Raw genomic sequence first — 7,038 nt, forward strand, 5'->3', positions numbered from 1 at the left:
ACGACCACGTAATCGAGGCAGGGCTGTCGGTCCGCCCCGAGGAGCGAGTGACGCCGTGGCGGTACAAAGCCGTCGCCGCGGCGGCGATGAGAGGCATCGTGCCAGACCAAAGCCTTGACCGGCAGACGAAGGCCATCGGCTCACACGAGGTCGAGGTCGGGTTCCGGGAAAACCGCGCGGACATCCTCGCCCTGTGCGAGGACTCCCGACTCGGGCGGCTCGGGGTGATCGACGCGGCCGCCCTGCGTGAGGTCTGCCGCCGGCCACTGCCAACGCGGCTGGAATTCAGCGCCTTGTACCCGACCCTGGCGTGCGAGATCTGGCTACGTGCGCTGGAACGAAACTCCGCACCGCAAGTCCGGACGAGGAGGCCGTCGTGGCACTGAAACTCCGACCCACCGTGTTCGAAGCCGAGACCGAGTACGGGATCGTCCTACTCGACGGAGAGAGTGGCCGGTACTTCGACCTCAACGAGAGCGGTGCGCTGGTACTGCGCACTCTCCTGTCGGGAGGAACGGCGGGACAGGCAGCACAAGCACTCACCGAGGAATACGCCGTGGAGCTCGCTGAGGCGGCGCAGGACGTCGAGGACCTGCTCACACACCTACGTACGACGCGAATGGTCGAAGGTTAGGAGGCCGGCCCCATGACCAGTCCCGAGGCGATCTTCCACGATCCGCGTGCGGTTCCGCTCCTGCGCCGCACGAGGGTTCGGGTGGCGGTCGCGGCGGCCCGGCTGTTGGCCCGCAGGCCGCCGAAACGGATCCGTGCCGTGCTGACGTGGTTGCGGCGCGGCGCCCGCCCTGCCACCGCGGGAGAGGCGTCGGACGCACGGCAGGCCGTGGTGTCCGTGAGCCTGGCCTGCGCCGGTCGCGAAGGATGCCTGATCCGTTCGCTGGCAACGGTTCTGCTGTGCCGGTCGTACGGGTACTGGCCCACGTGGTGCCTCGGCGCGCGCCGCCTCGCCCCGTTCTACGCTCACGCGTGGGTGGAAGTCGACGGTGTCGTGATCGGCGAGGAATACCCACCCGACTACTTCCGCACGTTCTTCACCGTGCCGCACGGAGACATACCATGACACACACCACGCAGTCCTGGCAGTGGTACGAACAGAACGCGCAGATCTATCAGGAGATGGACCCGGCGACGGTCGAGTTCGGCCGGCAACTGCTCGACTACGCCGACCCGCCGCCGGGCGCCCGGCTACTCGACGTCGGCGCCGGCCGAGGCGCGGTGGCCGGGCAGGCGGCCGCCCGCGGTTGCGCGGTCACGGCCATCGACGCCGCGCCGAGCATGGTCACCCAGCTGCGCGAGGACTTCCCGGGGATCACGGTGTCGCGAATGGACGCGCACCGGTTCGACTTCGCCGACGGTGAGTTCGACGTGGTGACCGCGGGATTCGTGCTCGACCTGCTGTCCGACCCGGCCGCTGCGCTGGCCGAGACGCGGCGTGTGCTCCGGCCGGGCGGCGTGGTGGCCCTGTCCGTACCGGGCCTGCTTCCCCACCGCGAGCGTTGGCAGTGGCTCGTCGACCTCGCACAGGAGTTCTACCCGACAGCGATCCAGGAAGACACACCGCCAGAAGCCACTGTGGACATACCGACGCTGCTCGCGGGAACCGGTTTCACCGGGCAGAACCGGCGGGACTTCCACCTGCCCGTCCCGATCGCCGGGCCACTGGCGCTCTGGGAGCTGTTCGCCGCACGGCTGCCGATGGCGGAGTCGACGGGGGCGGTGGTCCGGCAACCCCGTGACCGGGCCGAGGAGTTTCGCCGCAGGTTCCTCTCCGGTGCCCGACGGATGCACGCCGGCGGCGGTATCGCGATGGACCGGCACATGATCATGTATCGGGCCGCGAAACCTTCGTAGCACGTGGCGGGTACTGGCTCGGGTTCACGGGCTTGTCAGGGGGTGGTTGCCTGATCACCAAGCAGCCGGCGGCGGCTGGCGTGGTGGGCGGTAATCTTCCCGAGCATGCGCGTGATGACCTGGAACACCGCGGCGCGCCGGACAAGGAACCGCCCCAAGAGCCTCAGGGTGTTGTGCTTGCCGCAAATGTCATCCGTGCAGGTCAGACGGCGTGGTGGTACTCGTGAAGGATGCCGTCCAGTCGTTGGCATCACGCTCTGCCCGTCGAGGAGCCAGGTGACGCGCCGCTGGTGCCCGGGCAGCCACGGTGCCAGTGCGTTGGTGCGGACCGTCTCGTAGGGGACGGGTTTACCGCACCCCACGATCGGCGTTCACCGCGGATACCATTCGAGAAATCAGCTCAGCACCGGCGGATGCGGCCGAAGTGCAGTCATCAGGCTTCTCCCTGTCGTCGCTGTGCCGGGTTGGCCGACCGGCGGGCGATAATCCATCGTGCTCGTCTGTGCCGCCGGGTGGAACACGTCGACCACCGGGGCTATGAGACGCCTACGCTCAGGGGAAGCTTCGAAGCCTCGCAGAGTCGCAACTGACGAGAGGTGGACGTGAGTCGGTCCGCGGAAATGACGTTGCACCCGGTCTTCGCGCTGGCATCGATCGGCTTGCTCCTCGTCTCGATCACCAGCGGGTCGTCCATGTTGTCTGTCACCGGGTCTCGCCACACTCGTTGTCACGCAAGCCGCGCCAGCGATGGGAAGAATGGCGGACGCAAGGTCGGCCGGTTTATGAAAACCCGTTGGTTCGGTCACCGCCAGCGCTTCGCCCTGCTCGTTCAGAACAGGCGACGCAACGGTGACCATTCGCCGGTCTGCCAGGGCACGGTGACCGCGGGGTCGTTCACCGGCGCCACCGTGGTCATGACCGCCGCCCTGCTCAACACGACACCCGCGCAATGCCTCACCCCCGCAGGGCGTCACCGGCACCAGCGGCCCCGCCATCATCGTCACCACCCCATTGACCTGAGCGCCCGTGAGAGACGGGCCCCGGATGGACCATCGGCGATCGCGCCTGAACAGATCACCTCCTCCCGACAAGGATTGCGAGTCAGCCCCCACCGCACTCGGCCGACTCGCCAAAGCCAGGACTTGGCCGACGACTGGTCCTCAGCGGGGGTCAGGCGCGGGCGTAGCGTTCCGCGAGGGCGTGCAGCAGTGCCCGGAGCTCGAGGGGTGACTCGACGGTGAAGTCCATGCCCAGCATGCCGATGTAGGCCGCGATCGTGTCCAGGGAGTCGGCGCCGGTGGCCAGGACCGAGGTGGTTTCGCTGATTGCTTCGACCACTCCGACGGTCGGGTTGATCCGGCCGAGGACGGCGTGGGCGGGGGCGTCGATCCGCAGGCGTGCGTGGACCTGCCATCCGCTGGACGCGACGCGGCGCATGGTGAAGGTCGTGTAGTCGTCGTCGGGGAGGGTGGCGGGGGCGAAGCGGCGGTGGGTGCGCATGCGTGGCGTGATCCAGTCGGCGCGGTAGACGTCCCACTCGCCGCTGGACGGGTCGCGGGCCACGAGAAACCAGCGTCGCTGCCAGGCGAGCAGGCGGTAGGGCTCGACGAGTCGCGAGGTGTCCCGGTAGTCGAAGCGGAACCACTCGACGTCGTGGATCGCGGTGGCGATGGTGCGAAGCACGGCGGGGTCGACTTCGGGGTCCGGGGCGTCGGTGCCGGTGTTCTCCGGTGCGTGGTCGACGACCGAGGCCAGCGCCTCCACCGTCGGCCGCAGGCGTGGCGGCAGGACCTGTTCGAGCTTGGCCAGCGCGCGGGCGCTGGAGGTCTCGAGCCCGGCGATGCCCCGGCCGGCGCGTAACCCGATCGTCACGGCCACGGCCTCCTCGTCGTCCAGGAGCAGCGGCGGGAGCTTGCCGCCCGCGCCGAGTCGGTAGCCGCCCGTCGCGCCGCGGGTGGCCTCGACGGGGTAGTCGAGCACGCGGAGGCGCTCCACGTCGTTGCGGATGGTGCGGGTCGTGACGCCCAGCCGGTCGGCGAGTTCGGTGCCGTTCCACGACGGACGCGACTGGAGCAGCCCGAGAAGCGCCAGGAGCCGTGCCGATGTGTCCGCTGTCACTTCAGCAACCCTCACCAAATAGGAACGAATCTTTCCTATAGACACTTTAGCGTCTGCGGCATGACGAACACGGACATCCGCCCCTTCCGCATCGAGGTCACCGAGGCCGAGCTCAACGACCTGACCGACCGCCTCGACCGCACCCGCCTGCCGCAGCCGGCACCGGGCGACACGTGGGAGCACGGCACCCCCAACCACTACCTCCGCGAGGCCGTGGCGGCATGGCGTGCGTTCGACTGGCGCGCCGCCGAGGAGCGCATCAACTCCTACCCGCACTTCACCACCGAGATCGAGAACCAGCCGATCCACTTCATCCACGTCGAGTCGCCGCACGCCGGCGCGACGCCACTGCTGCTGGCGCACACCTATCCCGGTTCGTCGGTCGACTATCTCGACCTGATCGATCGGCTCACCGACCCCGTCGCCCATGGTGGGCGTGCCGAGGACGCGTTCCACGTCGTGGTGCCGGACGCGCCCGGTTTCGGCTTCTCCAACCCGGTCGCCGAACCAGGCTGGACGACCGCCCGGGTGGCCCGCGCCTACGACACCCTCATGCGCAGGCTCGGCTACCAGCGCTACGGCGCCCACGGCTCCGACCACGGCGCGCTGGTCGCCCGCGAACTCGGCATCCTCGACCCGGAGGGTTTCCTGGGGCTGCACGTGTTGCAGCTGTTCTCCTTCCCGTCGGGCGACCCCGCGGAGTTCGAACGGCTCGAGCCGCGGGACCACGCCGGTTTGGCGCACATGCAGTGGTTCCAGAAAGTCGGCGGCTACAACACCATGAACGCCAGCAGACCGCAGACGATCGCGGCCGGTCTCAGCGATTCACCGGTCGGGCTGCTCGCCTACAGCGAACTGTTCAACTCCTTCGGCAACGGCACTTCCCTGGTGCCGCTGGAGACGATCCTCACCGAGGTGTCCGTCGCCTGGTTCGCGAACGCCGCCGCGGGCATGAGTCGGTCCTACTTCGACAACGCGACCGCCGCCACCGACGAGCCGGCACCGGTCAACGCCGCCCCGACCGGCGTGGCCGTGTTCGCCGACGACTTCCAGACCATCAAGGTGTTCGCGGCACGGGACAACTCCAACATCGTGCACTGGAGCCGTTTCAAGGAGGGCGGCCACTTCGCCGCGCTCGAGGTTCCCGAAGTCGTGGTGGACGACATCCGCACATTCTTCGCCGCACAGCGTTGACAGCACAGAATCGGCGGTAGGCCGAGTCGGCAGCGCGGGCTCGGCCGACGCCGCCGAGTTGGAACGAGAAGGCCGGAAAGCCTGAGAACCCGGCCGACGCCTAACTGGCACGCGACACGACCGCCCGCCAACCAGTGATCGGATTGACCCTGGCCTGACCCCGTTTCGTTGGTCCGAATAAGAGTCTGGACGCCCGAGACGGGCAGGAAGGCTCGATGAGCATGGTGACGAGGAAGCGGCATTCATCGGAGCAGGTTGTGCGGAAGTTAATGACGGCGGATCGGTTGTTGGCCAGGGGCAAGGACGGGGCGGCGGTGTGCCGCGAGCTGGGCGTTTCGGAGCAAACCTAGCATCGGTGGCGTGACCAGTTTGATGGGTTGAAGGCTGATGATGCGAAGCGGTTGAAGGATCTCGAGCGGGAGAACTTGATCCTCAAGCGGCAACACGCGTCGCGGGGACACTACCCCCGTGCGGACCGACAACAGCCGCTACCGGGACCGGCTCCGGTGGCTGCGCGATCGACGGCGCGCGGACCACAATCGCGGACGAGCCGCGGCGTGGCCGTGATCGGATTGTGGCCAGGGCGGGAAAACAGGCGGAGCACGTCGAACGCCGCCTTCCTCCGCCAGGTGCGTGTCGACCAGATCGCGGGCAACGCGACACCGGCGCAGAAGAAGAGCGCGAGTCCGCCGATGACCAGCGATGGGACGGCACCGGTGGAGGCGCTGGCCGCGAGGAGCAGCGTGATCGTTGTTCTCATGCCAATAGTGTGCGAATCTTCTCAAACGACAGAAGTGATCCCGGATGAGTCCGAAAACCACCGGAACTCGACGGAGGTCCACCGGCTTCGACCGCATACGGGACCGAATACGCCCGCGACGGTGAGGAGGACTCGGAGTGGCGCGTTCCCGGCCGATCGCGGAACCGCTGGCCGCCTTCTGTGCTTCACTGCGCGAGCTGCGACGGGCCGCAGGCCAGCCTCCGCTCGCGGCGGTGCGTGTCGAAATGTCGCGCAAGCCGGGTATCTCAACGCTTTCCGACGTACTGACGGCAAAAATCACCACCGCGCCGGACTGGGGCCTGGTCGCCGAGTTCGTGACGGCGTGTTCGAACCTGGCACGGGCGGCATCGCGCACACTGCCGCCGATGGCGACGGACCTCGCGGTCTGGCAACGCAGACACGCGGAGCTCGAGGGGCAGCTGGACGCCATCGGGCGGCACGTCCGGCGGACGGCGCCGGCGGCGGTCGCGGCGGCCAGAACACTGCCCCACGACATCGCCACGTTCACCGGCCGCGAACGCGAACTCAAGCACCTGACCCACGCCATCACGTCGGCGAAGTCGGCCGGCACGGTCGGCATCATCGCGATCGACGGCATGGCCGGTGTCGGCAAGACGGCGTTGGCGGTGCGCGCCGCTCATCGGCTGGTCGGGAGCTTTCCCGACGGCCAACTGTTCCTGGACCTGCACGCGCACACCGCCGGGCAATCGCCGGTCAGCCCGACCGACGCCCTGCAGGCGCTGCTGTCCGCGGTCGGAGTCGAACCTGGTGCCGTACCCCGGAACCTGGACCAGCGCGCGGCGCTGTGGCGCGACAGGCTGGCGAGCAGGAGAATACTCGTCGTCCTGGACAACGCGGTCGGCCACGAGCAGGTCAGACTCCTGCTGCCGGGCGCCTCCGGCGCCTGCGTCCTGATCACCGCGCGCCGCCGGCTGACCGCGCTCGACGGAGCTGTGATGATGCCCCTGGAAATACTGTCCCCGACCGAGGCCGGCGAGCTGTTCGTCCGCGCGGCGGGCACCGGCGATCCGCGGTCTGCCGCCGTCGGTGAGCTGACGCGGCAGGTCGGATACCTG

At 68.5% G+C, this 7,038-nt stretch carries 7 protein-coding genes and 1 pseudogene; 7 read left to right on the plus strand and 1 reads right to left on the minus strand.

Features of this window, described 5'->3' with window-relative positions; translation table 11 throughout:
• The 4 genes from ACJ73U_RS27445 to ACJ73U_RS27460 all read left to right on the plus strand — a co-directional run.
• Positions 1-386 (plus strand): asparagine synthase-related protein (locus ACJ73U_RS27445; RefSeq protein ID WP_407780609.1); only part of this gene is annotated, 386 nt, incomplete at its 5' end.
• Complete coding sequence (locus ACJ73U_RS27450; RefSeq protein ID WP_407780610.1) at positions 377-634, plus strand: lasso peptide biosynthesis PqqD family chaperone; 258 nt, start codon at positions 377-379, stop codon at positions 632-634. The genes ACJ73U_RS27445 and ACJ73U_RS27450, both read left to right, overlap by 10 nt.
• 12 nt (positions 635-646) lie before the next feature.
• On the plus strand, positions 647-1,078 hold the full coding sequence (locus tag ACJ73U_RS27455) for a lasso peptide biosynthesis B2 protein (RefSeq protein WP_407780611.1): 432 nt from the start codon (positions 647-649) through the stop codon (positions 1,076-1,078).
• The gene (locus tag ACJ73U_RS27460) at positions 1,075-1,869 is read left to right on the plus strand and encodes a class I SAM-dependent methyltransferase (RefSeq protein ID WP_407780612.1); all 795 of its coding nucleotides are present in this window, start codon (positions 1,075-1,077) and stop codon (positions 1,867-1,869) included. Before ACJ73U_RS27455 ends, ACJ73U_RS27460 begins: the two co-directional genes overlap by 4 nt.
• Before the next feature lie 1,170 nt (positions 1,870-3,039).
• Here ACJ73U_RS27460 and ACJ73U_RS27465 read toward each other — a convergent pair.
• On the minus strand, positions 3,040-3,987 hold the full coding sequence (locus ACJ73U_RS27465; RefSeq protein ID WP_407780613.1) for a helix-turn-helix transcriptional regulator: 948 nt from the start codon (positions 3,985-3,987) through the stop codon (positions 3,040-3,042).
• Between the two features lie 60 nt (positions 3,988-4,047).
• Between ACJ73U_RS27465 and ACJ73U_RS27470 the strand changes: the two genes are divergently transcribed.
• The 3 genes and pseudogenes from ACJ73U_RS27470 to ACJ73U_RS27480 form a co-directional block, all read left to right on the plus strand.
• Positions 4,048-5,181, plus strand: coding sequence for an epoxide hydrolase family protein (locus ACJ73U_RS27470; protein WP_407780614.1), 1,134 nt, complete (start codon positions 4,048-4,050; stop codon positions 5,179-5,181).
• 221 nt (positions 5,182-5,402) lie between these two features.
• A pseudogene (locus ACJ73U_RS27475) lies at positions 5,403-5,621 on the plus strand (transposase); the annotation flags it as partial.
• 553 nt (positions 5,622-6,174) lie between these two features.
• The coding region (locus ACJ73U_RS27480; RefSeq protein WP_407780615.1) for an AAA family ATPase at positions 6,175-7,038 on the plus strand (864 nt) is incomplete at its 3' end.

Origin of the sequence: Actinophytocola sp. (genome assembly GCF_045807065.1) — a bacterium.
Taxonomy (GTDB): Bacteria; Actinomycetota; Actinomycetes; order Mycobacteriales; family Pseudonocardiaceae; genus Actinophytocola.

Bases quoted from the DNA above. Each gene is read 5' to 3' on its own strand.
- ACJ73U_RS27455 (WP_407780611.1), top strand. From the start codon at position 647: ATGACCAGTCCCGAGGCGATCTTCCACGATCCGCGTGCGGTTCCGCTC.
- ACJ73U_RS27460 (WP_407780612.1), top strand. From the start codon at position 1,075: ATGACACACACCACGCAGTCCTGGCAGTGGTACGAACAGAACGCGCAG.
- ACJ73U_RS27470 (WP_407780614.1), top strand. From the start codon at position 4,048: ATGACGAACACGGACATCCGCCCCTTCCGCATCGAGGTCACCGAGGCC.